Annotated in this window: 23 protein-coding genes; 14 read left to right on the top strand and 9 right to left on the bottom strand. The window is 59.6% G+C overall.

From position 1 onward, the window contains the following. Positions 1 to 68: 68 nt before the first annotated feature. The 3 genes from IE127_RS15370 to IE127_RS15380 are packed head-to-tail and all read left to right on the top strand — an operon-like array spanning position 69 to position 3,207. The gene (locus IE127_RS15370) at positions 69 to 1,049 is read left to right on the top strand and encodes a glycosyltransferase family 2 protein (RefSeq protein WP_189426584.1); all 981 of its coding nucleotides are present in this window, start codon (positions 69 to 71) and stop codon (positions 1,047 to 1,049) included. Beyond that, on the top strand, positions 1,046 to 1,735 hold the full coding sequence (locus IE127_RS15375; protein WP_189426585.1) for a class I SAM-dependent methyltransferase: 690 nt from the start codon (positions 1,046 to 1,048) through the stop codon (positions 1,733 to 1,735). Before IE127_RS15370 ends, IE127_RS15375 begins: the two co-directional genes overlap by 4 nt. Then, positions 1,735 to 3,207, top strand: a complete 1,473-nt coding sequence (locus IE127_RS15380; RefSeq protein ID WP_189426586.1) for a hypothetical protein — start codon at positions 1,735 to 1,737, stop codon at positions 3,205 to 3,207. Before IE127_RS15375 ends, IE127_RS15380 begins: the two co-directional genes overlap by 1 nt. A gap of 13 nt (positions 3,208 to 3,220) precedes the next feature. Here IE127_RS15380 and IE127_RS15385 read toward each other — a convergent pair whose 3' ends face one another. Genes IE127_RS15385 through argB form a run of 3 tightly spaced genes read right to left on the bottom strand, consistent with a single transcriptional unit; the run spans position 3,221 to position 5,295 of the window. Beyond that, on the bottom strand, positions 3,221 to 3,937 hold the full coding sequence (locus IE127_RS15385; protein ID WP_189426587.1) for a pyrimidine 5'-nucleotidase: 717 nt from the start codon (positions 3,935 to 3,937) through the stop codon (positions 3,221 to 3,223). A 35-nt stretch (positions 3,938 to 3,972) separates the two neighbouring features. Further along, a complete protein-coding gene (locus IE127_RS15390) occupies positions 3,973 to 4,347 on the bottom strand; it encodes a DUF2200 domain-containing protein (RefSeq protein ID WP_189426588.1) in 375 nt (124 codons plus the stop codon). Between the two features lie 36 nt (positions 4,348 to 4,383). After that, positions 4,384 to 5,295: an acetylglutamate kinase gene (argB, locus tag IE127_RS15395; protein ID WP_189426589.1), complete on the bottom strand. Its 912-nt coding sequence runs from the start codon at positions 5,293 to 5,295 to the stop codon at positions 4,384 to 4,386. Positions 5,296 to 5,454: 159 nt separating this feature from the next. On the opposite strand from argB, the gene IE127_RS15400 reads away from it, so the two are divergent. From IE127_RS15400 to IE127_RS15420, 5 genes are all read left to right on the top strand, one after another. Beyond that, complete coding sequence (locus tag IE127_RS15400; protein WP_189426590.1) at positions 5,455 to 6,000, top strand: sigma-70 family RNA polymerase sigma factor; 546 nt, start codon at positions 5,455 to 5,457, stop codon at positions 5,998 to 6,000. Further along, positions 5,997 to 6,719, top strand: coding sequence for an anti-sigma factor (locus IE127_RS15405; RefSeq protein WP_189426591.1), 723 nt, complete (start codon positions 5,997 to 5,999; stop codon positions 6,717 to 6,719). The genes IE127_RS15400 and IE127_RS15405 overlap by 4 nt, the downstream gene beginning before the upstream one ends. A 125-nt stretch (positions 6,720 to 6,844) precedes the next feature. Next, positions 6,845 to 7,414, top strand: coding sequence for a fasciclin domain-containing protein (locus IE127_RS15410; RefSeq protein WP_189426592.1), 570 nt, complete (start codon positions 6,845 to 6,847; stop codon positions 7,412 to 7,414). Between the two features lie 190 nt (positions 7,415 to 7,604). Next, complete coding sequence (msrB, locus tag IE127_RS15415; protein ID WP_244640269.1) at positions 7,605 to 8,099, top strand: peptide-methionine (R)-S-oxide reductase MsrB; 495 nt, start codon at positions 7,605 to 7,607, stop codon at positions 8,097 to 8,099. Between the two features lie 87 nt (positions 8,100 to 8,186). Then, positions 8,187 to 8,918, top strand: a complete 732-nt coding sequence (locus tag IE127_RS15420; protein ID WP_244640221.1) for a type 1 glutamine amidotransferase — start codon at positions 8,187 to 8,189, stop codon at positions 8,916 to 8,918. A 12-nt stretch (positions 8,919 to 8,930) separates the two neighbouring features. Here IE127_RS15420 and IE127_RS15425 read toward each other — a convergent pair whose 3' ends face one another. The 5 genes from IE127_RS15425 to IE127_RS15445 form a co-directional block, all read right to left on the bottom strand. Continuing rightward, entirely contained in the window at positions 8,931 to 10,208 is a 1,278-nt protein-coding gene (locus IE127_RS15425) for an L-fuconate dehydratase (protein ID WP_189426595.1), read from the bottom strand. 1 nt (position 10,209) lies between these two features. Further along, a complete protein-coding gene (locus IE127_RS15430) occupies positions 10,210 to 11,109 on the bottom strand; it encodes a carbohydrate ABC transporter permease (RefSeq protein ID WP_244640222.1) in 900 nt (299 codons plus the stop codon). Next, a complete protein-coding gene (locus IE127_RS15435; RefSeq protein ID WP_189426596.1) occupies positions 11,099 to 12,019 on the bottom strand; it encodes a carbohydrate ABC transporter permease in 921 nt (306 codons plus the stop codon). The genes IE127_RS15430 and IE127_RS15435 overlap by 11 nt, the downstream gene beginning before the upstream one ends. Positions 12,020 to 12,075: 56 nt before the next feature. Beyond that, the gene (locus IE127_RS15440) at positions 12,076 to 13,302 is read right to left on the bottom strand and encodes an ABC transporter substrate-binding protein (RefSeq protein ID WP_189426597.1); all 1,227 of its coding nucleotides are present in this window, start codon (positions 13,300 to 13,302) and stop codon (positions 12,076 to 12,078) included. Positions 13,303 to 13,368: 66 nt separating this feature from the next. Next, entirely contained in the window at positions 13,369 to 14,691 is a 1,323-nt protein-coding gene (locus IE127_RS15445) for an alpha-L-fucosidase (protein WP_373297329.1), read from the bottom strand. 193 nt (positions 14,692 to 14,884) lie between these two features. Between IE127_RS15445 and IE127_RS15450 the strand changes: the two genes are divergently transcribed. From IE127_RS15450 to IE127_RS15470, 5 genes are all read left to right on the top strand, one after another. Continuing rightward, a complete protein-coding gene (locus tag IE127_RS15450; protein ID WP_189426598.1) occupies positions 14,885 to 15,574 on the top strand; it encodes a FadR/GntR family transcriptional regulator in 690 nt (229 codons plus the stop codon). Between the two features lie 152 nt (positions 15,575 to 15,726). Beyond that, entirely contained in the window at positions 15,727 to 16,584 is an 858-nt protein-coding gene (locus tag IE127_RS15455) for a DUF4214 domain-containing protein (RefSeq protein WP_189426599.1), read from the top strand. Positions 16,585 to 16,892: 308 nt separating this feature from the next. Continuing rightward, positions 16,893 to 18,605: a type I secretion system permease/ATPase gene (locus IE127_RS15460; RefSeq protein WP_189426600.1), complete on the top strand. Its 1,713-nt coding sequence runs from the start codon at positions 16,893 to 16,895 to the stop codon at positions 18,603 to 18,605. 85 nt (positions 18,606 to 18,690) lie between these two features. Continuing rightward, the gene (locus IE127_RS15465; RefSeq protein WP_189426601.1) at positions 18,691 to 20,022 is read left to right on the top strand and encodes an HlyD family type I secretion periplasmic adaptor subunit; all 1,332 of its coding nucleotides are present in this window, start codon (positions 18,691 to 18,693) and stop codon (positions 20,020 to 20,022) included. Positions 20,023 to 20,250: 228 nt separating this feature from the next. Next, positions 20,251 to 21,753 carry a hypothetical protein gene (locus IE127_RS15470; protein WP_189426602.1) on the top strand — a complete coding sequence of 501 codons (1,503 nt, stop codon included), beginning with the start codon at positions 20,251 to 20,253 and terminating at the stop codon, positions 21,751 to 21,753. A gap of 45 nt (positions 21,754 to 21,798) precedes the next feature. Here IE127_RS15470 and IE127_RS15475 read toward each other — a convergent pair whose 3' ends face one another. Beyond that, positions 21,799 to 22,959 carry a glycosyltransferase family 4 protein gene (locus tag IE127_RS15475; protein ID WP_189426603.1) on the bottom strand — a complete coding sequence of 387 codons (1,161 nt, stop codon included), beginning with the start codon at positions 22,957 to 22,959 and terminating at the stop codon, positions 21,799 to 21,801. A gap of 455 nt (positions 22,960 to 23,414) precedes the next feature. Here IE127_RS15475 and IE127_RS15480 point away from each other — a divergent pair, with 455 nt between their 5' ends. Further along, the gene (locus IE127_RS15480) at positions 23,415 to 25,796 is read left to right on the top strand and encodes an Ig-like domain-containing protein (protein ID WP_244640272.1); all 2,382 of its coding nucleotides are present in this window, start codon (positions 23,415 to 23,417) and stop codon (positions 25,794 to 25,796) included. The last annotated feature ends 161 nt before the right edge of the window (positions 25,797 to 25,957 follow it).

Genomic DNA, 25,957 nt, shown 5'->3' on the forward strand with positions numbered 1-25,957 from the left:
AACACCTTCACTTAAGCGGATCTTAAGGCTGTCCGGTGATGCTTTGCACGCAATGTGCTGGGGCATCCATGGGCAAGACAGCGTTCAGCTTCGTCATACCGGTTTATAATGAAGAAGCCGTTCTGCCGCTTCTCTTGCATCGGCTGGCGCGGGTGACGGAGAAGATCGATGGACGCTGCGAGATCATCTTCGTCGATGATGGCAGCCGCGATTCCAGCGCCATCGTTCTCGCAGAGTTGGCGCGCACCAATCCACAATACAGATATATTCGCTTCGCGCGGAATTTCGGCCACCAGATTGCGGTTAGCGCCGGGCTACGCGCTGCCACCGGCGATGCCGTTATCATTCTCGATGCCGACCTGCAGGACCCTCCTGAAGTTGCGCTCGATCTGATCGCAAAATGGCGCGAGGGTTATGAGGTGGTTTACGCGCAGCGCACCAAGCGAGCGGGCGAGCCATTCCTGAAGAAGGCAACAGCGCATGTTTTTTATCGTGCCCTGAGCCGGCTTTCGACGATCGAGCTTCCACGCGATGTAGGGGACTTCCGGCTCGTCGACAGAGCGGCGGTCGATGCCTTCCTCGCAATGCCCGAGTACAATCGATATGTGCGCGGTATGTTTGCGTGGATCGGATTTCGGCAGACTTCGGTACCGTATGAGCGTGATCCGCGCGCCGCTGGCTCCACCAAGTATCCGCTGCGCAAGATGCTGAGCCTTGCGGCAAACGCGATTGTCAGTTTCTCGGACGCGCCTCTCAAGGCCGCGATCTATGTCGGCGCGATGATCTCGGCCGCAGCCCTTGCCTTTGGCGCCTATGTGGTGCTGCGCGCGCTGTTCTGGACGGAGGGCCTTGTCGATGGCTGGGCCTCTACAGTTGCGATTGTCTCGCTGCTCTCCGGCGTCAACATGCTGATGACCGGCATCGTTGGACTGTATGTCGGGCGGATCCATTCCGAGGTGAAGAACCGCCCGCTCTACATCGTTGAACGGCGCGTGGGCTTCGACCACGCAATCAATGAGCACTCCGTGCCCCAAAAGAGAAGCGCATGAGTGAACTGACGTTCGACAAGATCGAGGACGAGTACGAGAGCATCGTTGAGGACTCGATCAGCTTTTCAGGCTTGCGCCATGACTTTTTCATGCAGGCAAAGGCTGATCTTCTCGAGCGCCTTGCGCGCAAGCATCTCGGCGATCCGAAATCCGCAAGGCTTGTGGATATCGGATGTGGCGTGGGCCGGCTCCATGCGCACATCAAGGACCGGTTCGATTCAATCGACGGCTGCGACGTCTCCGAACGCTCAATCACGCGTGCACGTCGTGAAAACCCATTCGCGACCTACAGCACTTCAAGTGGTGACCGCCTGCCCTATGCCGACGCCGGTTTCGACCTCGCCGTCACCGCCTGCGTCATGCACCATGTTGTGCCGAGCCAATGGGACGCTTTCTTAGCGGAAATGAGACGGGTCGTTCGTCCCGGAGGGCTGGTGATCATTATCGAACACAACCCGTTTAATCCGCTGACGCGCCTTGCAGTGTCACGCTGCGCATTCGATGCCGATGCGGTTCTGCTGGCCCCAAGGCGGTCAGAGAAGCTGCTGAAGGCTGCCGGTTGCAGCAAGGTCAGCAGCCATAACTTCCTGTTCCTGCCGTCGGCCGCCGGTTGGGCGCGGGCGATCGAAGCAGGGCTACGGCGGGTTCCGCTGGGCGCGCAATACGCAACTGTCGGACTGGCTTGATGCGGCTGATCGCCTGGGCGCTTTCAATCGGTGCGCTGCTTTGCGCCTATGCGATCCAGATCGGCTTGGGTCTAAACCCTGACGTATCCTGGTTGCTGACTGTCGGCGAGCGTATGCTGGAGGGACAACAGCTTTACATCGACATCCGCGAACTCAACCCGCCAATGTCCGCGCTATTGTATCTGCCTGCGGTCTGGCTGGGACAGATTTTCTCGATTGCGCCGGAGCATCTGGTGGTGCTCGGCGTTCTCGCGCTGGCCGTTGCCGCGAGCCTTTTCTGCCTTAGAGCGCTGAAGACGGTCGGCCTCGATCAGAAGATTGCCGGTTGGTGGCCTATCGGCCTGATCGCGCTCGTTCTGCTGCCCGGCCCGCACTTTGCCGAGCGAGAGCATATCGCGCTTCTCTTCTTGTTGCCGCTCCTCGGCAATCAGGTGATGCGCGCCGCGGCACGATCTCCCGGGGTTTTTCAAATAGTCCTCGGCGGTCTCGGTGGCGGCATGGCTATGGCCATCAAGCCGCATTTCGCGCTGGCAATTCTGCTGCCCGCTTTGGTGAGCGCGTATCAAGCGCGCTCTCTGCGTCCAATCTTCAATGCCGAGCATGTCCTCGCCGGCACGATTGTGATCGCTTACTGGCTCGGTGTCTGGGCATGGTTCCCGGCGTTCTTCACGGACATGCTCCCACTTGCAGCAGAGGCCTATGTAAGCGACCGCGGCACGCTATTGCAGCTTGTCGTACAGCCGCCGTCCCTGCTGGTGCTTTTTATATCACTCGCAACGTTCGCGCTTTACAGGCGCGAGATGCTGACATCCCCCTATGCTCAGTGGCTTGCCGCTGCGGCCGGATTTTACCTCGCTTACCTCATTCAGGGTAAGGGCTTTACCTACCATCTGTTGCCCGCCCTGATACTGGCAACGCTGGTGCTGACCCTGCGGTTTTATTCCGGGATCAAACCCGGCATCACTCACCGCGCTATCGGGCTGGCAACCGCCACGGCGCTGTGCGTTGCGCCTGCCATCGGCAGTATGGGCGACTATCGCGCCAGCGCAACGCTGCACGAATTGCTCGAGCCGATGCCGAGCGGAATGACGATCGCCAACCTCACAACGCATCTCGATGTAGCGAGCCCCCTGCATCGGCGGCTCGATGCCAAGCTGAGCAACTCCGGTCCTTGCCTTTGGGTGGCGCTGGGTGCCGTCCGCCGCAAGCTGAGTCCACAGGCGTCGCCAGCGATTGTAGCGGAGGCGGAGGCGCTGGAGGCGATCGAGCGCGAGCAGCTCAGGATCGATCTGCAGCGCAACCAGCCCGACCTCATTCTCGCGGGCATCGACGGCATCAACTGGCTCGATTGGGCGCGCGAAGACCCGGCGATCGACGCATTACTCGAAGGCTACGAGCTCAAGAGCACAGTTGAGGGAGCGCGGCCGCTTGCGATCTGGCAGCGCAAGTCGCTGCTGGCGAACGCGGTCTAGATCGAGACAGTAATCAGGGCAGGTTTCGCAGGAAGTGTGCCAGATCCTCGGTGATGTGGTGGACGTGCTCCTGCCGGGTGCGATCGAGCTCCCATGCGTCGACCTGCTCGTGAACGAAGTCTGAGCCAGCGGTAACTTGTACCGTCACCATGCCGATCTCGTGCGGCACCTTCAGGTTCTTTTCGAGGTCATCGAACATCACCGCAGCCGTCGGATCGATGCCGTGGCGCGCAAGGAAACCATCATAGGCCTGGCGGTGGGGCTTTGGCACATAGGTCATCGCCCGGATGTCGAAGACATGCTCGAACAGGTGATCGGCACCCAGCCGGCGGAGGACCTGCCGTGCGTGTCCGGTATCGCCATTGGTGAAGATGAACTTGCGACCTGGAAGCGCCGCGATGGCTTCGACCAACTCGGGATGCGCATCAACCGGGGAGTAGTCGATGGCATGGACCGTATCGAGAAAATGGTCCGGGTCGACCTTATGCTGGGTCATCAGCCCGTTAAGGGTCGTGCCGTGGTCACGATAAAGCTGCTTTTGCAGATCGCGCGCCGCTTCGAAATCGAGCTTGGTCAGCTCCATGACGTAGTTCGTCATGTTGGTATCGATCTGCGCGAACAGATTGCAGGTACGCGGATACAGGGTGTTGTCGAGGTCGAACACCCAGTCGGTGACGTGGCTGAGGCTGCGCAGCTCGGCAGCCCCGAGGGATGGGGCAAGTGCGGTCATTCTGTCATTGTGGCAGAAGAAGATGTAAGTTTCACCTAACTTCCCGGAGAGGCTTCGGCAGCAGGTTCACAGCGCAGAATCTTGTCCATCGCCTTGCCTTTGGCCAGTTCGTCGATCAGCTTGTCGAGGTAACGGATCTCGCGCATTGTCGGGTCTTCGATGTCTTCCACCCTTACCCCGCACACCACGCCTTTGATCAGAAACCGCGAAGGGTTCATCCGGGGCGCTGTCCCGAAGAACTCCTCAAAGCTCAGACTGAGGGCGGACTCGAGCGAGCGTTCATCGTGGCCGGTAAGCCAGCAGATGATGGTGTCGACTTCCGCCTTGGTTCGGCCCTTGCGTTCAGCCTTGGTGATGTAGAGTGGATATACGCTTTCAACGCTGACCGAAAAGATCCGATGTCCTGCCATCAGCCAGATCTCCCGATACGATGCGCGGCATTATAGCTAGCGCACGATCAGCGTGCCAGCACCATGCTCGGTAAACAGCTCGATAAGGACGACGTGCGGCATCTTGCCGTTGAGAATGGCAACCCCTTCGACGCCGCGCTCCAACGCATCAAGGCAGGTCTCGACCTTCGGGATCATGCCGCCATGGATGGTGCCATCAGCGATGAGCTGGCGTGCCTGGCGCGCTGAAAGCTCGGGAATGAGTTCACCGGCGCTGTCGAGCACCCCGGGAACATCGGTCAGGAACAGCAGGCGCTTGGCGCCGAGCGAGCCAGCGATTGCCCCCGAGAAGGTGTCGGCGTTGATGTTGTATGTATGCCCGTCGCGGCCCGGGGCGACCGGGGCGATCACAGGGATCATTTCGGAGCGCGCCAGCAGATCGAGCAGAGTACGGTCGACCTCGACAGGTTCGCCGACAAAGCCGAGATCGAGCACACGCTCGATATTGGAGGTCGGGTCCTTGAAGGTCTTTTCGGCCTTCTTGGCGAAGACCATGTTGCCGTCCTTGCCGCACAGGCCAATGGCCCACTCGCCTTCGGCGTTGATCAGCGCGACGATTTCCTTGTTGATCGAGCCGGCCAGAACCATCTCGACGATCTCGACGGTACGCTGATCGGTCACACGCAAACCGCCTTCGAACTTGGATTCGATGCCCATCGATTCCAGCATGCGCCCGATCTGCGGCCCGCCGCCGTGAACAACGATCGGATTGACCTTGGACTGCTTCAGCAGTGCAATGTCGCGCGCAAAAGCCTGGCCCAGTGCCGGGTTTCCCATGGCATGCCCGCCATATTTGACGACAACCGTCTTGCCTTCATAGCGCTGCATATAGGGCAGAGCCTTGGCGAGAATTCCCGCGTCATGCGAGAAGCGGTCATTGAGTTCTTCGGCCGTGATCTGGTCGGACATGACGGAGTTTTCCTCACTGAGCGGGCGCGGCGTTGGACGGTCTAGCGAATTTTGCCCTCGAGTGAAACGGCATTGCCGCATTTTCGATCACTGCGGGCGTGAATTGCTTGAACTTCCTCAGTAAACAGGTAGCGTTGCGTGATCGGGAGGGCACGGCACGTGGCAGAAACTTCGGCGGAGGTGACGAGGCTCATTCAGCGCGTGGCTTTGCGCGACCGCTCAGCCTTCCGCCAGCTATATCAGCGCACCAGTGCGAAACTCTTTGGCGTAACCCTCCGTATTCTAAAGGACAGAGCGGAAGCGGAAGAAGCGCTTCAGGAAGTGTTCGTGAAGATCTGGCAGAGGGCGGACCGGTTCGTTCCCGGTGGCTCAAGCCCGATCAGCTGGCTGGTGGCGGTAGCGCGCAATCATTGCCTCGACATCCTGCGCGCCCGCAGACCGACTTCCGAGACGATCGAGACGGCGCTTGAAATACCCGATTCATCGCCCGATCCCGAGGATCGGACAATGGGACGGGACGAGCGCGCGCGCATCGAAGCATGCCTTGGCGAGCTTGCCTCGGACCGCGCGGATGCAGTGCGAGGCGCCTATCTCGACGGATACAGCTACGAGGAACTGGCGAACCGCCACAACGTGCCGATCAACACCATGAGAACCTGGCTGCGCCGCAGCCTGATGCGATTGAGAGACTGCCTGACCGGATGAGCGACGAAACCGACATCACGACCCAGCCAGACGGCGAACGGGCTCTGGTCGCGGAATATGTGCTCGGCCTGCTGGATAGCGGCCAGCACGAGGCCGTGCGCGCTCAGATCGAGGCCGACCCCCGCCTGCAGCGCGAGGAACGTCTGTGGCAATGGCATTTCTCTGCGCTCGATGATCAATTCGGCGATGTCCCCGCACCCGAGCGGCTGCAACGGCTTACCGAGGAGCGCTTGTTCGGACGCGCGGAAGCACGTGGCGGACTGGCGGGACTGTGGCACAATCTTGCGCTCTGGCGTGGCCTTGCGGCGGGCGCCTTGGCAGTAGCAGTACTTGCCGTCGGCTTGGCAACGATGATGCCGCAGCCGTCGAGCACGCAACTCGCGACAGAACTTGTTGCGGCGCTGCAGGCCGAAGGTAGCGATGTGCAGTTCGTTGCCCTTTATGATTCCGAGAGCGGCAATGTCCGGCTCGTAGGCCTTTCAGGCGTTGCCGGGCCGCAGCAGGATTTCGAGCTGTGGGCGATACAGGGAGAGAACCCGCCAATTTCGATGGGGGTGATCGAGGCAATGACCCGCAACGAAGTGCGGGTCGGTCCCGATGTCGCGCCCGAATGGGGTCCAGGATCGGTACTCGCCATCACGCTCGAGCCGGAAGGCGGTTCGCCGACCGGCGATCCAACAGGCCCAGTTGTCGCGCAAGGCGCAGCTACGCCCATCTAGCGGTGCCGGATCACCGAAAAAAACCAAGAAAAAAGGCTCTAGGCCCGAAACTGGCATTCAAGAGTACTCGTACCTACAGGCGTCCGATCAAAAAAAATACGGACGATCCAAGGAAGGAACGAGCTATGAAATTCGCACTACGCGCTATCGCAGTCTCCACCATGCTGGGCGCCGCTTCGCTTTCGGGCGCAGCGTTTGCACAGGAAAACCCGATGGTAGGCGGCGCCGAAATGTCGCCGGAAATGAATATCGTCGAGAATGCCGCCAACTCGGCTGACCACACCACTCTGGTTGCCGCTGTCCAGGCAGCTGGCCTTGTCGACACGCTGTCCGGCGAAGGCCCGTTCACCGTGCTTGCACCGACCAACGAAGCCTTCGCAGCTCTGCCGGAAGGCACTGTCGACACACTGCTGATGGAAGAAAACCTTGAGCAGCTGCAGACGGTACTTGGCTGTCATGTGATCCCGGCGCTCGCAATGTCCGGAGATATCGTGTCGATGGTCGAAGATGATGGCGGCGAGCATATGGTCGACACTGTCGGCGGTTGCACGTTGACCCTCGCAACGACCGATGATGGCGGCGTGACTGTGACCGACGAGAACGGCACCGTGGCGAACGTAACGATCGCCGATGTGCGCCAGTCCAATGGCGTGATCCACGTCATCGACGCCGTGCTGACCCCGGCTGCCGAGTAAGCAGTTTTTTGCTCGAAGGGTTTTTTGCCTTTCGGGCAAGCCTTGGTGGCGCTCCCCCGTGTCACCAAGCCGTGACGTGCAATGACCATGCCCAGGGTCTAAATATTGCACGTCAGGCCGCACCCGGCGTCGCCTCCGTCGCCGGGTGCGGTTCTCATTCAGCGGTTCCAGATAGGAGACCGACATGACTATCAGCAGACGTTCGCTTTTGCTTGCCGGCAGCGCACTCGTGACCACTGGTCTGGTTTTTGGGCTGCGGCCGGATTCGACTAGCATCGCAGCAGAAGGTGACTTTGAAGTGAGTCTTTCCGCCGATGAATGGCGCGAGCGGCTGACCGAACAAGAGTTCTACATCCTGCGCGAACATGGCACTGAGCGCCCCTATACCTCGCCACTTAACGAGGAATACCGCGCCGGCACATTCACCTGCGCTGGCTGCCAGCAGGCTCTGTTCGCTTCTGAAACCAAATATGACAGCCGTACCGGCTGGCCCAGTTTTTACGACTACCTGCCGGGTGCGATCGGCACTTCGGTAGACAATACGCTTGGCATGACCCGCACCGAGGTTCATTGCAGCCGATGTGGCGGGCATCAGGGACACGTCTTCGAAGACGGTCCGGAGCCGACAGGCTTGCGCTACTGCATCAACGGCATTGCTCTAGACTTCGAGCCGCAAGCCGCCTGATTACCACGCTGCGTTCGCTCGACATGCGGTGGCACCGGATTGCCCGGGGCCGCCGCTTTTTGTATGCGAATGCCAAAAGGCTTCAGCATGAAACTCACGATCATTGAAACGGGCGCGGTGCCCGGCCCGCTACAAAGCCAGTATGGCTCCTACCCCGAGATGTTCCGGCGTATGTTCGCCAATGCTGCGCCTGGCGAGTTCTCATTCGATACGGTGACTGTTGAGGACGGGATTGCGCTGCCTGATCCGGAAACACTTGAAGGTGTCGCAATCACCGGGTCTCCCGCCGGTGTCCATGATGATCTTAGATGGATCGAGCCGCTTCGTGCCTTCATTCAAAAGGCTCATGCGGCGGGCGTACCGATGGTCGGTATCTGCTTTGGTCACCAGATCATGGCGGATGCGCTGGGCGGTCAGGTAGCACGCGCGCCGGGCGGCTGGGGGATAGGCCGACACGACTATACGAGAACCAGCACGAGCAGTGTCCTCGATCCACTACCCAAACTGGTGCAGGTCGCCTGCTCGCACCAAGATCAGGTGGTTGAGGCGCCACCAGAAGCACAGACGATCCTTGCTTCCCCGTTCACCCCACATGCCGGCCTCGTCTACAACAATGGCCGGGCGATGAGCCTTCAGCCGCATCCTGAATTCAGCGACGATTATGCTCTGGCGCTTGTCGATCTGCGGAAGGAGCAGGTGCCTGCGGCAACGCTCGATGCTGCGAAAGCGTCCTTCGCGCAAGCCTCCCACAGCGATGCAGTGGCCGAGGTGCTGGCGCGGTTTCTGCTATCGGCACACGAGGGTCGGAAACCAAAATAAGATTGCTTTGCATCATCCGGCCTGAAACCTGTGCGCTGCGATCGAATCCGGTTTCATCTCGATGGAAAAACCCGGTCGCGATGGTGGCATGTATGCGGCGTTGCGGATGACGCACGGGTCGACGAAGTGCTCATGCAAGTGATCGACAAATTCGATCACCCGGTTTTCCTTGGTGCCGGACACCGCGAGATAGTCGATCATCGACAAATGCTGGACGTATTCGCATAGCCCAACGCCACCGGCATGCGGCCATACAGGCTTGCCGTATTTGGCGGCCATGACCAGGACTGCCAGAACCTCGTTCAGCCCACCGAGGCGACAGGCATCGATCTGCACGATGTCCAGGGCGTCCTCGACGATGAACTGCTTGAACAAAATACGGTTCTGGCACATCTCGCCGGTCGCCACGCGGATCGGGGCGATTGCCTCGCGGATCTTTCGATGCCCCGCAACGTCATCAGGGCTTGTCGGCTCTTCGATGAAGTAGGGCTGGTAAGGCGCGAGCGCACCCACCCAGTCTATCGCTTCATCGACCTCCCAGACCTGATTGGCATCGATCATCAACAACCGGTCCGGGCCGATGATATCGCGGACGATCGAGAGGCGCCGGATGTCGTCGTCGCGATCCCGGCCGACTTTCAGCTTGAGGTGGGTGAAACCTGCCTCGACAGCCTCGCGCGCCAGTCTTGCGAGCTTTTCGTTCGAGTAACCGAGCCACCCGGCCGATGTGGTGTAACTCGGATATCCTTCAGCTTCGAGAATTCCGATACGCTCGGCCTTACCCTCTTCGGCACGCTCGAAAATTGCGAGCGCCTCCTCGGGGGTAACGGCGTCTGTGATGTAGCGAAAATCGATGCACCGCACGAGCTGTTCGGGGCTCATCTCGGAGACGAGCCGCCATACAGGCTTGCCGGCGTGCTTTGCCAGAAGATCCCAGGCGGCGTTGACGACCGCACCCGTGGCAAGATGGATGGCGCCCTTGTCGGGGCCGATCCATCGCAACTGGCTATCGCCGGTGACGTGGCGCCAGAAGCGGCCGGGGTCGGCCGCGATCCAATCGAGATCGAGATCGATGACACGTGCGCGCAGCGCCTCGATGGCGGCACAGACAACTTCATTGCCACGGCCGATGGTGAAGCTGAGCCCGTGCCCCTCAAGATCGCTATCGGTCTCAAGCACGACGTAAGCCGCCGAATAGTCGGGATCAGGGTTCATCGCGTCCGAACCATCACGGGACGAGGACGTGTCGAACCGCAGGTCGTGGGTCGTCAGCCCGGTAATTCTTACCATCTCAGCGCCCCCCGAATCCGGAGCCGATGGTGATGCCTTTGTAGATGAACTGCTGAAGGATAACCGCCAGGATGACGCCGGGGATCATTGAGAGGGTCGCGCCGGCCATGATGTAATTCCAGGCCGTGCCCTGCTGTGTCTGGAACATGGTGAGGCCGAGTGGAAGCGTTGCCTTGTCCATACCGTTCACAACGATCAGCGGCCACAGGAAGTTGTTCCATTGTGCAATGAAAGTGAACAGCGACAGCAAACCGATCGCCGGCATTGCCATCGGCACAAAGATCGACACCAAAATCCGCAGGCGTGATGCGCCATCGATCAGCGCCGCTTCCTCGAGCTCTTTTGGAATCGACAGGAAGAACTGGCGCAAGAGGAATGCGCCGAACGAAGAGAACGCCATAGGCAGGATGAGGCCCTGATAGGTGTTGATCCAACCCACCCGGCTGATGATCAGAAACAGCGGTATGACAAGCATGGCCTGCGGGATCATCAGCGTGCCGAGATAGGCGACGAGGATGCCCTCACGCCCCGGAAAACGCAGGCGAGCAAACGCATAGGCGGCCAGTGCCGACACAACAACCGTGATCGCTGTGACGCTGCCGGCAACGATCGCGCTGTTCAAAAAGAATTGGCCGAACGGCAGGTAGAGCCAGGCTTCGACGAAGTTGCCCCACTGCCATTCATTGGGAAACAGCCGCGGCGGGATGGCCAGCACCTCGGCATTGCCGCGCACTGCATTCGAAACCATCCAAAAGAATGGGAACAGGAAGAACAGCGCGACGACGCATAAAAGGCCGTGATTGAGGACATCGAGGCCGATAGACGCGGCCGAGCGCTTGCGCCGGCGGGATTTGCGCCCGGCTTTGGCCGACGATGCTGGCGAAGCGGTTTCAGCTGTCATAATGCACCCATTTACGCTGGAGCCAGAACTGGAAGCCGGTGAGCATCATGATCAGGACGAACATCACCCAGGCCATCGATGAGGCGTAGCCCATCTGATAGTTCTGAAATCCGTTCTGATAGATGGCGTAGCCGAGCGTTGCCGTAGACGAACCGGGGCCGCCGCTGGTCAGAACAAAGATCTGGTCGAAGACCTGAAGCGCCGTGATCGCGGTCATCACCGTGCCAAAAAAGATGGTCGGCGAAATCATCGGCAGACGGATGTACCAGAAGCGCTGCCAGGCATTGGCACCGTCGATCTTGGCAGCTTCGAGATAGCTTTGCGGCACGAGATCGAGCGCAGCGTTGAACAGGATCATGTTGTAGCCGACGCTCGCCCAAAGCGTGACGACAATGACGGCCTGCATGGCGAGATTGGGATCAAGCAGCAGGTTCGGAAAGTTCACCTGCAACAGATCGAGCACGTAATCCATCAGCCCGCCGGGCGTGAAGATCAAGAGCCAGACGATCGAGACGGCGATCGTTGGGGTGAAAGTCGGCATGAAAAAGATCACGCGGAACCAGCGCTGACCGATCTTGAGGCTCGAGATCCAGACAGCGAGGCCGATGGAGATCACGATGTTGAGGACGAGGTACTCGGCCGTAAAGAACAGCGTGTTGCCGAGGATCGTGAAAAAGATCGGATCTGTCGTGAACAGCCGCTGGAAGTTGGCGAGGCCAACAAAAGACGGCGGCGCGAGCAAAGACCAGTTGGTGAAACTCAACCCCAGCGAAGCGACGATGGGAAAGAGCATGAAGGCCAGAAAGCCGATCAGGCTGGGCAGCAGGAAAAGGATCGCGGTGCCTGCTTCCCTTCGCGCCATGGAAGTGGGGCGCCGTGAGGTGGCAAGCGGCTCGGACGTTTGGGACATGATAACCTCGCCAAAGGGTCACCGCGGGGCGTACGCCCCGCGGTGCTGGGGGGACCCTATTGGGTTGCGAGCGACTGGATGGTGTCCATCACCTGCTGCGGGCTCTGGTTGCCCGTCAGCGCCAGCGGGAAGTACTGGTTCATCAGGTTCTCGACCGTGTTCCAGTTGCTGGTGATCTCGTAGGTGGCCGAGTGCTCGAGGGAGTATTCGAGCGCTTCGCGGGCGCCATAGACATCTGCGGCGGCAACATCGAACCAGGAGGCCTGCTGGGCAGTCCGCGCCGGCAGGGCACGGCCTTCGCTACCAAGATATTCGAGCGCTTCAGGGCCTGTCAGAACCTGGATGGCCCTCCACGCAGCATCCTTGTTGTCGCTGGTTGCCGCAATACCGAAGCCGGAGCCTGCGGTCACGGCTTCAAGGTCGCCTTCACCACGCGGCAGCGGCGCCAGACCGATCTCGAAATCGACATCCTGGGCCTTGTTGACCATCACCCACGGACCATCGACATACATTGCGATATTGCCGGAGTCGAAACGGCCGCTGGTGATCGTGCCGGAATCCGGACCGCTGGCGACAACAGGCGCCACTTCCTGTTCGGTCACGAGGTTGGCAAGCGTTTCGGCTGCACCGACAGCTTCTGGGCTGTTCAGCGCAAGGTTGCCGTCCTCGTCGAGATAATCGACACCCAGTGCCGAGGAGAACATGGCGTAGTCGACCGGATAGAAGCCGAAGCCGTAATTGCCGTCGCTGGTGAGAGCCTGCGCCTTTTCGGTAAAATCTTCGATTGTCCAGCCGGGCTCTGGCAGTTCGACCCCGGCTTCCTCGAAGCGGTCCTTGTTGTAAAAGATCATCCACGGGCCGACGTCGTATGGCAGCGCATAGACGGTGTCATCGACAGAAAGGCCACCGACGATCGAGGAATCGAAGGCATCGATGTCGAAGCCGTCGCCATCAATGCGTTCGTTGAGAGGCTCGAGGATCTGGTAGAAGTTCGGCGCACGCAGCGATTGCATCGCAACAATATCGCCCAACTGGCCGGAAGCGGCCTGGACCGGGAGCCGGGTCCAGTAATCGCCCCATGATGCCGTCTGCAGGTCGATGGTGATGTCCGGATGCTGTTCGGTGACCATGTCTGCCAAGTGCCGCCACACGGCGGTTTCGGCGTCGCTACCGCTCCACATTGTCCAGGTGAGCGTCACAGGCTCGTCCTGGGCTATCGCGGCCTGCAATGGCAAAGCTGCGCCAAGCAGCGCAATGGCAGTCAGTCTAGTCAGTGTCCTCATGGTTTCCTCCTTTGATGACCATGATGGGACGACGCCCCGCGCCGTCCCTCCCCTCGCAAAAGATGATCAGCGCTTCAGGAAGAGCTCGATCACCGGAACCGTCACGCCGGGTTTCTTGACGGGAAGCTCCAAAGTCACCGTCCCCTTCGGCACCGCCACGCCGACATTGCTGTCGACCTCTTCGGCAGACTCGAGCCAGTGGACTTCGCTGGCGTCGTGCAGGAACTGTGCGTAGTCGAATGTGCCCGCCATACCCTCGAGATGGATGTGCCGGAACGGCCAGCTATAGATGTGCAGGTAGAGCCGATCGCCGCGCTGCGTGAAGCGGCAGTCACGCGGCGCCTCGAACTCGGACACGCCGGCGCCGTAGATCGAGCGGCCATGCAGCCGCATCCACTCGCCGTATGCCTCAAGCGCCTGGTTGGCGCGCTCATCGAAGGTGCCGCGCCCGGTCGGGCCGACATTCATCAGCAGATTGCCGCCAAGCGATACCGAGTCGACCAGCAGCTTGATCAACTGGTCGGGATCCTTCCAGGTATCTTCGTCGCGGTGATAACCCCATGAACCGGAGAAGGTGTGACAGGCCTCCCAGGTGACCTCCTGGCCCTTGATCGTCGGGGCGACGCGTGGCGTGTACTGCTCTGGCGTCGTCATGTCCGGCAGGTAACCCTCCTCCTCCAGCAGATCGAGGCGGTTGTTGACCATGATGCCCGGCTGCAACTCACGCACAAGAGCCAGCAGCTTGTCGCTTTCCCAATCCTTGTGGCCCTTGCCGGGCAGACCGCGATACTCGCGCTTCGGGTAGCTGAAATCGAACCAGATGATGTCGATCTTGCCGTAATTGGTCAGCAGCTCGCGCACCTGGTCGCGCATGTAAGCCGCATAGCGGGTCATGTCGCGGCCGGAATTGAGCTGCTCGACGCCCGGATGATTGCGCTGCGGATGGTGCACGTCGATAGTGAAATCGGGGTGATGCCAATCGATCAGCGAGTAATAAAAGCCGATCTTTAGACCTTCGGCCCGGAATGCCTCCACGTACTCGGCGAGCAGGTCACGGCCAATCGGCGTATTGGTCGCCTTATACTCTGTGACCTGACTGTCCCACAGGCAGAAGCCTTCATGGTGCTTGCTGGTGAGAACGGCATACTTCATGCCGGCCTGCTTTGCGCGGCGCGCCCATTCGCGTGCATCGTAAAGGTCGGGATCGAAATGCTCGAAGTACTTCTCGTAGTCCTCCGGCGCAATTTCCTCGCGGTTCTTCAGCCACTCATGGCGTGCACCGAGTGCGTACAGCCCCCAGTGAATGAACATGCCGAAACGGTCGGCGACGAACCAGTCCTTCTTGTCCTCTGCCAACACCAGATCTTTGACGGAAATGGCTTCGTTCACGCTCGTCCTCCTCAGGCGCCCGGCGCCGGTCTGCAATTTCTGCGCTGCGAAGGCCTCCCCTCCCCAGCAAACGCCAACACGATGAACTCAGGCTGCTTGGCTGTCAAGTGGCCTGACCAGTAGACTTCGCCTCTTGCCGGCTGTAAGTTAGCTAGTGCATCGCCCGTGCCGTTCGGGCATTGTTGGGGGAATGATGAAGCTTCAGTCGGTGTCCAACCGCAAACTTTACGTCCAGATCGCAGACCAGATCCGCGAATTGATTGCCACCGGCGCGATGTCTGCCGATCAGCAACTGCCATCGGAACGGGACCTCGCGGCCGAACTCGGGGTCAGCCGACCGACGGTGCGCGAAGCGCTGATTGCGCTCGAGGTCGCCGGACTTATCGATATTCGAGTCGGTGTTGGCGCGTTTGTTCGTCGCGGGGTCAATGGGGTTCAGGTCCTCGATCAAAGCCATTCGCCGGTCGAGGTGATGAAGGTGCGGCTTATGACCGAACCGGAAGCCGCGGCGCTTGCGGCCGAGAATGCCGACGAGGCAACCCACAAGCGGCTGCAAGGTGTTATTGCCGACATGCGCTGGGATACCCAGCAAGGCCAATGGTCATCAAGCCGCGACGAGATGCTGCATATGAGCATCGCCGATGCCTGCAACAACAGCGTTTTGCGTGAGGTTCTGGCGACGCTCTGGCGGTCCCGAAACGAAGATCTCGACCGTCGCTTTCACTCGCATCTGGCTGAAATTTCCGAGTTGCGCAGCCATATTCTGGTCGATCACCAGGCAATCGTTGAAGCGATCCTTTCCGGCAATCCCGAGGGTGCCCGCACTGCGATGAGCGAACACTTGCGGTATGTCGAGAACGCGATGTTCTCGATCTGGGACTAAAGCTTCGTTCGTTAAGCGAAATATCGCGTCAATACCCTGAACCCGGTATACCCCGCTCCCGGTGACTGCCTTAAGCGTTGCGCGAGGTTGCCGAGCGCTTCTGAAAGTCTATCCCGCTCGACGACAGTAATTTCCAACGTGGGGCAGGAAACATGGAATTCGATTTTACAGCATTCGCCGAACTATCCATCCAAGTGACGATCGATACGCTTGAGGCGTATGGCGATCTGACCCAGATGTTTCCGGTTGAAACGATCATCAACACAGCGCCTCCAGGAGCCTTGACGCCGCAGACCGAAGAACTGCTGCGCTATATCTGGGATCATCCGGAACTGGTCGAAGCCGGCAAGCAGGAGTTGCTGTCAGCGCTCAGGGACTACGATCCATCCACCATTCTCGCCGATGTGCCAGGCCTTGCCGGAGACGGCAGCACCCCGACGACCCCCGAGGAGCCGACAACCGGCGTCGTCACCGAGGTCGACGGCCTGAATGTCGTGACCTACACCCTGCCCTATAGCGGCATTGAAATTACCGTCGAGGGCAATACGGCGCATATCTTCGGGGCCGGCATCGACGACACGCTGACGGATCTTGATCGCCTCGAATTCCTCGATGGCACGGTGGCGCTCGACTACGATGGGTCGGCGGGCGACCTCTATGCAATTTATGGCGCGAGCCTGAACCGCGAACCCGACAGTGAAGGCTTCCGCTGGTGGCTCGACCGTCTCGATGCCGGTGCGGAAACCTACCAGAGTGCCGCCGAAAAATTCATTGTCTCCGAAGAGTTCCAGGCGACTTACGGAGCACTCGTCGACAACGCCGAGGCCTTTATCGAGGCGCTTTACAGCAACATTCTGGGACGTGAAGCCGACGATTCCGGCTTCTCCTACTGGACCGAGCTTTATGCGGCCGGAGACGTTTCGGTCTATGAAGCGTTGGTCGGCTTCTCCGCCTCCGCAGAGAACATGGCGAACATTCAGGCCGCCTTCGCTGACGGCTTCTTCTTCTAAGATTGAAACGCTACGGGCGCGGCGTTGCTCCAACACGCTGCGCCCGTGCGACATTTTCGGCACATGCCTTAGTTCGGTCCACTTTGTGAGGCATCTGCCCCGGCCAGCGGGCTTGTGCGCGCGGCCGCCGCGCGGTACGAGGGACGTGTACGCACGAGAACACTTTGTTGATCTCCTTTATGAGACATTGTTCTGCCTGATTGTGAATAACGGGCCCCGGGATTATTATTGTTCGCCCGACGCTCATCCAGGTATTTGGCATCGGCGTATGGCCCCCATTTCGGGCACCGCAACCGCGTAGGTATTTCATGAACGGAAATAACGTCTTCTCCGACGCCCTCAAGACCTATCGTTCGGTCTTGGTCACGACGATTGTTTTCAGCGCGGCAATTAACGCGCTGATGTTCGTCGGTCCGCTTTACATGCTGCAGGTCTATGACCGGGTGCTGCAAAGCCGCAGCGAGATGACGCTGCTGGTGCTGACGGGGATCGCTGTCGCGATGCTTGCGGTTTACGGCGTGATGGAATGGCTGCGCTCGCGGGTTCTGGTGCGCGCCGGACTACGATTCGACAATCAGCTTTCGAGTCCGCTGTTCAACCGCGTGGTTACGAGCACGCTGACGCAACCGGCGTCGCGCTCCGAGTTTGCGCTGATGGATATCGATCGGCTGCGTGAATTTTTCACCGGCACAGGTCTGATCGCGCTTTGCGACGTGCCGTGGGTTCCGGTGTTTCTGGTTATCTGTTTCGTGTTTCACCCACTGCTCGGCTGGGTTGCGACAGGCGGCGCCGTGATAATCTTCGTTCTGGCGGTTCTCAACGAAGTCACGACGCGCAAGACCTTGGGGCAAGCCAACAGCCACTCGCAGGCAGCCCAGCACTTCGCCAACACCACACTGCAGAACGTTGAAGTGATCCGCGCCCTTGGCATGGAGCAGCACCTGCGTAGCCGCTGGGCAACGATGCATCGCCGTATGCTCGAGATGCAGGCCATCGCCAGCGACCGCGCCGGCGTGCTGCTGTCGATGTCGAAATTCGTGCGCATGGGCCTGCAGGTCGCCATTCTCGGCACCGGCGCCTATCTGGCGCTGGAGGGACAGATCTCGCCGGGCATGATGATCGCTGCCTCAATCATGATGGGGCGCGCGCTTGCCCCGGTCGATCAGGTCGTCGGCCAGTGGAAGCAGGTCATCGGCGCCCGCCAGGCTTATGCCCGCCTCAAGCAGATGTTCGCGACCGTCCCCGGCGAAGAGCAGCACACCCAGTTGCCTCGCCCGGAAGGACGAGTGTCGGCCGAGCAGCTGGTTATCGCGGCGCCCGGATCGCGCACACCGATCGTTCAGGGCGTATCGTTTGAAATCGCTGCCGGTGAGACACTGGCTCTCGTTGGCCCGAGCGGCGCCGGTAAGTCGAGCCTCGTGCGCGCGCTTGTTGGTGTGTGGCACCCGCTGGCCGGCACCGTGCGCATCGATGGTTCAGAAATGGACCACTGGAACCGGGACGAGCTCGGCCAATATCTCGGATACCTTCCACAGAACGTCGAGCTGTTTGCCGGCACCATCGCTGAGAACATCGCGCGCTTCCGCGAGGCGACATCCGACCAGGTGATCTTGGCGGCTCAGAAGGCGGGCTGTCACGAGCTGATCCAGAGCCTTCCCGACGGCTATGAAACGCAGATCGGCGTCGGTGGCCAGCAACTGTCCGGCGGTCAGCGCCAGCGTGTCGGCCTGGCCCGCGCGCTGTTCGATGATCCGGCGCTTGTGGTGCTCGACGAGCCGAATGCCAATCTCGACATGGAGGGCGAGGACGCCCTCGTGCAGGCGCTCAAGGCGCTCAAAGAGAACGGGCGGACTGTTGTTTTTGTCAGCCACAAAATGGGGCTGCTGGCCCTTTCCGACAAGACACTGATCATGGCGGATGGCCGCATGCGCGCATTCGGTCCGACCCGCGAGGTCCTGCAGCCGAAGGCTGCTCCCGGGGGGCGCCAGAACGCCGCGCAGATCGGCCAGATGTCTGCGTAACAATACGGATTTGCTCAAGCGGGCGTGACTTGCAAGTGATCCCGCCAGCACTGATAGCTTGCCCCACCAGGCATTGAGGTGATTCATGGTTCTTGCCATCGGCAACCGCAACAAGAGCGGCAAAGAGACCAACAGTTTCTCGCCCCGCCCCTACGTTATCGCGGGCTACACAACGATTGCGCTCGCATTCGGCGTGTTCGGCACATGGGCGGCGACGGCACCGTTGGCGGCCGGCGTGGTTTCGAGCGGTGTGGTTTCGGTTGAATCCAACCGCAAATCTATCCAGCACCTTGAAGGCGGCATTGTCGACGAGATTTTCGTTGAGGAAGGCGATGTCGTCGAGGCTGGCGCACCGCTCGTGCGCCTCGATTCGACGCAGGCGCAGGGCAACTATACGGTCCTCAGCACACGCCAGACAATTTTGCAGGCGACTGAAGCCCGGCTCGTGGCAGAAAGCGTCAACGCCGACCAAATCGAGTTCCCGCAAGATCTTCTGCTGTCCGAAGACGGACAGGAGCAGGCCGCTGTTACCTTACAGCGAACCCTCTTTGCCGACCGTAAGGCGACCAAGGACGGGCAGGTTGATATTCTGCGAGTGCGCATCGAGCAGCTCAACGAGGAAATTGCAGGACTCGAAACCCAGTTGCAGGCGACTGAACAGCAGCGCGAATCGATTACCGACGAGGTCGATCGCCTGACCACGGGTCAGCAATCCGGTATCGTCGCCACCAACCAGCTATCGCAACTGACCCGCCAGCAGATGGAACTGCAGGGACAGGTTGGCTCGATCACGGCGCAGATCGCCAAGATCAAGCAGAACGTGGCCGAAACCGAGCTTCAGATCGTTCAGATCAACCAGGAGTTCAAGGAACGTGCCGGCTCGGAACTGCGCGATATACGCGACCAGCTCAATGAGGTTTCCGAGCGTGTGGTTCAGGCGCGCGATGTTCTCGACCGCACAATGATCATTTCGCCGGTGCGCGGGATGGTGCAGGGCATACGCATTCACACCAACCAGGGCGTGATCCAGAGTGCGGAACCGATCATGGACATCATTCCGCTCGAGGACGACCTGATCGTCAATGCACGCGTGCGGCCGCTCGATATCGACAGCGTCGATACGGGAGCACGCGCAGAGGTGCGCTTTGCCGCATTTCAGAGCCGCACCACGCCGGTGATCTTCGGGCAGGTGGAAGTGCTGTCGCAGGACGTCATTCAGCCCGAGGACAGCCGCGCCGAACCCTATTACATGGCGCGGGTGCGCGTGGACGATGCGGATGTCCCCGACGAGATCCGTGGGCGCCTGATGCCCGGCATGCCGGCCGACATCATCATCGCCACCGGTGAGCGCACGCTGGTGCAGTATCTGGTGCGCCCGCTGGAAGATGCCTTCGCCAAAGGCATGCGCGAGCAATAGGCCGATCAAATTTGTTGGGCGTTGCATGCCTGCACTGGACCGCCGTCATGATTGTGTTAATCATGGCGGCTCATAAAAGCGGCATGTCGTTTTGGTTTACTGATTCATTTCTGTCTTTATTTGGGGTCAGGCCTGCGCGTTGTCGCGGCGTCTTGCTGAGCCTTTCGGAAATTCCGATAGGTCGGGGGACCGGCAAGTTCAGGGCCTTTGAGGGAGTGGAAGGCACGCATGGGTGTTCTCTCGTTTCGGCGTAAGGCCGGAAACGCTTGCGAGCAGGATCTAGACTGGTCGCAACAGGAACTCGCCGATTTCTTTCGGGCGCACCGCCTGCTGACGCAAAATGGTGTGTCTATCGGAATGGATCGCGGCCTCAGCGACCAGGGCGAGCCCTGGATGGCTTTCTTCGATCCCGGTACGCTTGATGTATTCATGCATGTCGCCCGGATAGACGGCAAATGCGTGCTGGTGTGCGATCCGCTCTCGATCCGCATTACCGCTAACGACATCGGGTCGCTGATCGAACAGTTCGAACTTGAGGTCCGCCAATATCTCGAGATCAAGAGCGAGCGGCCCTCGAATGTGGTGCTGCATCCCGCGGCCAAGGTGATCATGTCGATCTCGGCGGTGTTCTTGCTATTCAAGCTCGACAATGCCAGCCAGGCCTATGCCCGTGAAGCCGCAGCCGGTGGGGCAAACACGGATCTGCGCAAAGAGGGCGTCAATAATATTGCCCGCGCGCAGAGCGTCATGGGACGGCTTTTCGATACGGTAGACAGCCCGGTCGCGATTGCTGCGCTGGCCAGCATCATTCTGGCTTCGGATCATCTGCTGCAAAGCGCAGGCGGCAAGGAACTCGGGGCAAACCTTTTGAGCACCGAGATCCTCAGCTTCGATGATGCCGAGACCGACGCCCTGGCATTGGACGGCTCGAACCAGACGAATGTGGAGTTCTTCCGCGATGCCTCAACCGAGGCGGTGGTCGACTTAACGCAGGACGGCGGCGCCCAGCAAATTGGTCAGCCATCCATCTCCATCGTTCAGGAGATCGATTTGGCCGCAGCGCAAATGGCCGTCCCTTTGCCGATTGAAGCGCCCGTATTGACGAAGCTTTCGACGCAGGCAGTGCCGGCGCCGGCAGAGGATGCTGATGCCGCACAGCCGGCAACCGCCGCGACGGCAACCGAAGCCACAAAAGCAAGCCAGCCGAGCAGCGGCACCAGTGCCGAAGCGGCAACGAGTGCAGCAGCCGGCGAGACATCCCAGGGCACGACCGGCACTGGCGCGGCCAAGCCGACCAGTACCTACGATGAAGCCGAAGCCGTGTTGCGCAAGACGTTCAACTGGTCTTGGTCGGACACCGATGCCAACACGCCGTTGACGGTTTCGCTTAGTCCCAAACTCGGCCTTGAAGCCAAGACTCCAGAGTCGAGCGCGTTCAGCATAAATTTCGACAATATGAACGACGTGCTTTCAAACGTTGGCTTCGCGACTGAAACCAGTATGTCGGTCGACGCCCTGCAGTCCATGCTGCAGCACATCGTCAGCGGGCTGGGCGGTTTCGATGTTGCAGCGCGCGACGGCAAATTGCTGATCGAGCAGCACGACCTGCATGACCTCGAGGCCAGCGAGGTGGGCATCTGGACCAATGTGATGTCTGATGGCAGCTCCATCTCCATTGTCGGCGCGCTGGAACTGCTCGACGATGTGGGCCAGCTGGCGCTAACGGCTTAAACGCGTCGAACGCCAAAGGGCCGGCGGCGCATTGCGCCGCCAACCTCAGGCGAACTGCATTGCCTGCTTATAGATCGACACGGTGTCGTTTGCGCATTGTTGCCAGCTGAAGCGGGCAGCTTGGGCGAGGCCCTTTTCACGCGCCCCTGCCCTCCATGCCTCGTCTTCCAGCGCACGATGCAGTGCAGCTGCAAGCGCCTCAATATCGGTTGGTTCACATAGTGCTGCGGCATCGCCCGCGACCTCAGGCAAAGACGCCACATCGGCCGTGACGACAGGCGCGCCGGAGGCCATCGCCTCGAGGACTGGCAGGCCAAACCCTTCGTAATGCGAGGGGAAGGCAAACGCCCGCGCACCGGCGAACAGCGCCGGGAGATCATTTTCGGCGACGAAACCAAGATGTCGCGCCCATCCGGCGGCCTTTGCCCGATCGAGCCGCGCCACGATCGCCTCATTGTTCCACCCCGAATATCCCGCGAGGATCAGCGGGAACCGCATGCGCAGGGCCTGCGGCAGTTGCTCGTAGGCGGCCAGCAATCCATCGAGGTTCTTTCGCGGCTCGAGCGTTCCAGTAAACAGCGTGTATCCCTCAGCCTCGAGCCCCAGCCGAGAGAGCGTCGGCTGCAGCTCCTCCCGGCTGCGCGGGTGATAGGCCGAGCTGGCACCAAGGGGCGCTGCACCGACCCGCTCCAGGGGCCAATCGAAATGCGATGCGATTTCCTTTCGGGCGAACTGCGAAACCGCAATCAGCATCGTCGCCCGTTTCAGCGCCAGGCGGATTTCGCCATGCATGTGCTGCACACGCTCCTTGGGGTGAAACTGCGGATGCGTGAACACCGACAGATCGTGCATGGTGACCACTGACGGCCCGGGCGTTTTCGGCAGGTAGAAATTCGGCCCGTGGAACAACCACTCTTTGCTCTGCGACAATGCCCGGGCGCGGCGGGTGTGCGAGACAGCGCGATGCGCTTCCAGCAGCACCTTGTTGCGCGCGAGCCAGCGCTTGATCAGCCTGATCCGCTCAAGCCGTCCAGGTTCGCCCACCATGTCAGGCGCCGGCAGATCCGGCACAAAGCCGACACCTGAGAAATAGCGCATCTCTTCGATCTCGGGCATGCCGTTAAGATGCTGCGCCAGTTCCAGCGTGTAGCGGCCGATGCCGGTCAACGGGTAGCGGATCGGATCGACCGCCAGAATAAGCTTCATGCCTTAGCGCCCCAGTGCACCAAAAGGCTCGTCTAGCCGCGCAGCGCCTCACAAACAAGCGCAATCCCGCCATTTCGGCTGCAGCAAAGCGGCAAGCGATCTGATCAGTGTGAATGCGTAGGACAACGCATATTCTTGTTTAGTTTCGGCGTTCGCGCATAAGTATATCTACATATTTATTAACTAAATCAATTACTTAACAATTGATTAACAATATTATACATGCCTAAATCTTTGCGAGGGAAGGAAAACAGCGCATACGCGCTCGATCCAATTGGTCGAGCATGCGTCAGAAGACTTCCCTCGCCCGTGGTGGGCACAGGATTAGCGTTTCAGAGGGCAGTACAATGGCAAGCGTACAAGGTGTTTATATAGCAATTTTCGGCCGGCCGGCCGATCCGGTGGGCCTGGCTTACTGGAGCGAGGTTACGGATAACGGCCAGGATCTCTCGAAGATGATCGCGGCGTTCACAGATGCGCCGGAGTATGAAGAGCGGTTTGCCGGCAAGACCAGCAGCGAAATCATCACCTCCATCTACCAGTCTTTGTTCGGCCGCCAGCCGGACCCCGAAGGGCTGGCCTACTACACCGAGGCACTCGAGAGCGGCGGGCTGTCGATCGAAACCATTGCCATCAGCATTCTCGATGGCGCGCAGAACGACGATGCGCAGATCATCGAAAACAAGCTGGAGGCGGCCAACAAGTTTACCGCCAGCCTCGACACGGCAGAAGAGATTGCGGCCTATAGCGGCGACAACGCCGAAGCATACGGCCAGCAATTCCTCAGCAAGATCACCGCAGACCCGGACAGCGTGCCGACTGACGAGGAGATCGAGCAGGCCATCGACGAAGTGGAGGCGCTGCCGCCGACCGGAGGACCAAGCGAGCCCGGCGAAGGCGAGCAGCCTGCGCCACAGCCGACGCCGCCGTCATCGGGTGGCGGGAGTGGTAGTGGGAGTGGCAATTCACGCGACACCACCCCGCCTGATGCGCCGACAAACGTCAAAATAGTGGAAGGCGGTGCTGCTATCGAAGGCAAGGCTGAAGCCGGATCAACTGTAAAGATAACTATAGACGACAAAACACCTTTGACGGTGATCGCTGACGGCAATGGCAACTTTAGGGCCGATATAGACCTCGCGCCCGACGACTACGAAATATCCGTGACCGCGACGGACCGGGCCGGGAATGAAAGCAAAGCCACCGAAATTTACCCGACCGTCTCATTGGTAACGCTGTATCATGGCGAGGATAGTGAAGCCGGGTATGATTCTTTAAACAAGGCTGTTGACGCTGCCGTTGAAGGCGACGCAGTCTATTTGGCCGCCGACGTGACCATCGAGAGCCGGCTAAATATCGACGAAGCAATCTCCATTAACGGCAATGGGCATTCAATTGCTACGAACACGGGGGACGTTTATGCCTTCCGCATCTCTGCAGGAGCTTCCCTTTCCGACTTTGACGTAAATGCATCGGGCACCTCGGCCTTTATCCTCAAGATCGCGCCAGACAAGAACGCGGCTGAGGCCCTATCCGGGGTGACACTTTCGGAAATCGACATAAACAACGCCACGAAGACAGCTATTGACTTCAACGGCGTTACAAATTCCTCGATCGGCGACGTCAGCGTGGCGGGGACGACAAACGGCAACGGCATTACCCTTTCAGACAGCGAAAACATTACGCTGACGAATGTTACCACGAGCGACAATGCCTGGGGCGGCGTCGGGATTTACGCAAAAGGCGAACCTTTCAATTTTTTCGAAGGCACTCTCGGCAATATTATCTTCGAGAACTATGCAAGCGAGGGGGATGACGAGCCTGTCGGAATCTATGCAGAAGAGTATGGAGAACAAAGCATAGATGGCATCTCCATCAATGGGTGGGAGACTGCCTATGTGGTGACTCAGGTTAATAGCGGCGATACAGGTCGCATGTTCTCATTCTTTTTCGACAATGAGGATGAGGCCCTAACCTACATGGCAGTTCGCAGTGACGACCATTCTGAACCGCCTGTCACGCTTTCCATACAGAGCGACAGCTTCAGCGCCGGGCCCGATACTGGCGACATTCGGTTCTTCCTTGGCTCGACGGAAGACGACACGGTTACTGCCGGGTCGGATTCGGTCATCGCCCTGGGCCAGATCTTCCAACCAGGTTCAGATGATAAGTATGTTTCCGCCTCACCCAAAGACTTGCGCGACGGCAATGCGTTCGTTCTGAAGCAGCTTAGCGACGCGGGCAGCAACACAGAGCGCTTTGACGGCATTTCTGATGAGAACTATGGCAGCGACGACGTAACGGTGGACCTTCAGGGCCTTTCCGGCACGCTCGAAATCCATGGGTTCACTCTCGGCAACAGCATTCAGGCGGACAGCCTGATCTTCTCGCAAGGGGAAGAGGACGTTTTCGGCATGCTGGAAACCATTGAGCTGTCCAAGAACGAGACGGACTACAAGGGTGTATTTCAAAACACTGATCGTGATGTCTACACGTTTACACTCGGGTTCGACACGGATGACGCCGACGGCGCCGATCTCTACATCCAGCTCGTGGACATCATCGGCAGTTCCTCGAGGAGCATGCAAACCCTGGTGAACAGCTTCGGCGAAGGAGACAATGAACCGGGCGAGGGAGGTACGCGCACTGGAGGATATGGGCATCTTGATGGGATTGAAGAACTTGCCGGATACATCGACGATTTAAACGACGATGGAGATTACATACTCGCCAAGCTCTTCGATGCGGCAGTGGGCATTGAGTTCTCAGCAAGCGACTCTGGCGTGGACAAACTGTTCGCCTTTGTCGGAAGCAATTTCCATTACGACGTCCAATAGCCGCATGAACTCGGTGCCGTAAGAAGCCGCGTCGGCCGCCGGGCCGGCGCGGCTTTTCACTTGTCCGAGTGCAACCGTGACAGCACCTACCTCGTCGGGCGGACATTGCCATATGCTTTAATTCTTACATGGAACTAAAATCACACTTTCTGCAACGATAT

The sequence above is a fragment of the Devosia pacifica genome, from assembly GCF_014652635.1.
GTDB classification, from domain to species: domain Bacteria; phylum Pseudomonadota; class Alphaproteobacteria; order Rhizobiales; family Devosiaceae; genus Devosia; species Devosia pacifica.

Coding starts and splice junctions, on each gene's coding strand:
- IE127_RS15370 (WP_189426584.1), top strand. CDS start 69: ATGGGCAAGACAGCGTTCAGCTTCGTCATACCGGTTTATAATGAAGAA.
- IE127_RS15375 (WP_189426585.1), top strand. CDS start 1,046: ATGAGTGAACTGACGTTCGACAAGATCGAGGACGAGTACGAGAGCATC.
- IE127_RS15380 (WP_189426586.1), top strand. CDS start 1,735: ATGCGGCTGATCGCCTGGGCGCTTTCAATCGGTGCGCTGCTTTGCGCC.
- IE127_RS15385 (WP_189426587.1), bottom strand. CDS start 3,937: ATGACCGCACTTGCCCCATCCCTCGGGGCTGCCGAGCTGCGCAGCCTC.
- IE127_RS15390 (WP_189426588.1), bottom strand. CDS start 4,347: ATGGCAGGACATCGGATCTTTTCGGTCAGCGTTGAAAGCGTATATCCA.
- argB (WP_189426589.1), bottom strand. CDS start 5,295: ATGTCCGACCAGATCACGGCCGAAGAACTCAATGACCGCTTCTCGCAT.
- IE127_RS15405 (WP_189426591.1), top strand. CDS start 5,997: ATGAGCGACGAAACCGACATCACGACCCAGCCAGACGGCGAACGGGCT.
- IE127_RS15410 (WP_189426592.1), top strand. CDS start 6,845: ATGAAATTCGCACTACGCGCTATCGCAGTCTCCACCATGCTGGGCGCC.
- IE127_RS15420 (WP_244640221.1), top strand. CDS start 8,187: ATGAAACTCACGATCATTGAAACGGGCGCGGTGCCCGGCCCGCTACAA.
- IE127_RS15425 (WP_189426595.1), bottom strand. CDS start 10,208: ATGGTAAGAATTACCGGGCTGACGACCCACGACCTGCGGTTCGACACG.
- IE127_RS15430 (WP_244640222.1), bottom strand. CDS start 11,109: ATGACAGCTGAAACCGCTTCGCCAGCATCGTCGGCCAAAGCCGGGCGC.
- IE127_RS15435 (WP_189426596.1), bottom strand. CDS start 12,019: ATGTCCCAAACGTCCGAGCCGCTTGCCACCTCACGGCGCCCCACTTCC.
- IE127_RS15440 (WP_189426597.1), bottom strand. CDS start 13,302: ATGAGGACACTGACTAGACTGACTGCCATTGCGCTGCTTGGCGCAGCT.
- IE127_RS15450 (WP_189426598.1), top strand. CDS start 14,885: ATGAAGCTTCAGTCGGTGTCCAACCGCAAACTTTACGTCCAGATCGCA.
- IE127_RS15455 (WP_189426599.1), top strand. CDS start 15,727: ATGGAATTCGATTTTACAGCATTCGCCGAACTATCCATCCAAGTGACG.
- IE127_RS15460 (WP_189426600.1), top strand. CDS start 16,893: ATGAACGGAAATAACGTCTTCTCCGACGCCCTCAAGACCTATCGTTCG.
- IE127_RS15465 (WP_189426601.1), top strand. CDS start 18,691: ATGGTTCTTGCCATCGGCAACCGCAACAAGAGCGGCAAAGAGACCAAC.
- IE127_RS15470 (WP_189426602.1), top strand. CDS start 20,251: ATGGGTGTTCTCTCGTTTCGGCGTAAGGCCGGAAACGCTTGCGAGCAG.
- IE127_RS15475 (WP_189426603.1), bottom strand. CDS start 22,959: ATGAAGCTTATTCTGGCGGTCGATCCGATCCGCTACCCGTTGACCGGC.
- IE127_RS15480 (WP_244640272.1), top strand. CDS start 23,415: ATGATCGCGGCGTTCACAGATGCGCCGGAGTATGAAGAGCGGTTTGCC.